This is a genomic window from Kocuria subflava (genome assembly GCF_012163155.1).
In the GTDB taxonomy this organism is placed as follows: domain Bacteria; phylum Actinomycetota; class Actinomycetes; order Actinomycetales; family Micrococcaceae; genus Kocuria; species Kocuria subflava.
In genome coordinates this window covers 1-638 of sequence record NZ_JAAVUN010000148.1, presented here as the reverse complement: position 1 = coordinate 638, position 638 = coordinate 1, and the positions used below count along the sequence as shown (strand labels likewise).

The window sequence follows — 638 nt, the reverse complement described above, 5'->3', positions numbered from 1 at the left end:
GCCCCTCCGCCACCCGGGGCCTGGGCCACCCGACGCCCGTGACGACCTCCCTGCCCCGGGAGGCCGACGCCACCCTGCACACCGAGAACGGGATGCTCGGCATGGGGGGAGAGGCCCATGGTGACGAGGTCGACCCCGACCTGATCAACGCAGGGAAGATTCCCGTCAAGGAGACCGACGGGTGCTCCTACTTCCACCACGCCGATTCCTTCGCGATGATGCGAGGCGGGCACCTGGACTGCTGCGTGCTCGGTGCCTTCCAGGTGGACCGCGCCGGAAACCTGGCCAACTGGCACACCGGGAAGCCGGATGCGATCCCCTCCGTCGGGGGCCCCATGCTCCTGGCCACCGGCGCCAAGCAGACGCTCGTGATGATGACCCTCACCGCCAAGAACGGCCAGGCCAAGCTGGTGGAGAACTGCACCATGCCGTTGACCGGTGTGGGCTGTGTTTCCCGTGTCTACACTGATCAGGCAGTGTTCCTGATCGAAGGCGACGGACGGGTGGTCGTCCGTGAGACGTTTGGATGTGATTTCGAGGCCGTGCAAGAACTCGTCCCGTTCCCGCTCGAGCGTTCCGAATGATTTCCGACCGTCCGAAAGGTGCTGAGACCGCGACCCGCGAGGGGGGAGGGCACT

The 638-nt window shown here is 66.5% G+C and carries 1 protein-coding gene; it reads left to right on the top strand.

Translation table 11 applies throughout. The features are described from left to right. Nucleotides 1-584: CoA-transferase (locus GTW58_RS13460; protein WP_168023600.1), on the top strand; the 584-nt coding region annotated here is incomplete at its 5' end. Between the last annotated feature and the right edge of the window lie 54 nt (nt 585-638).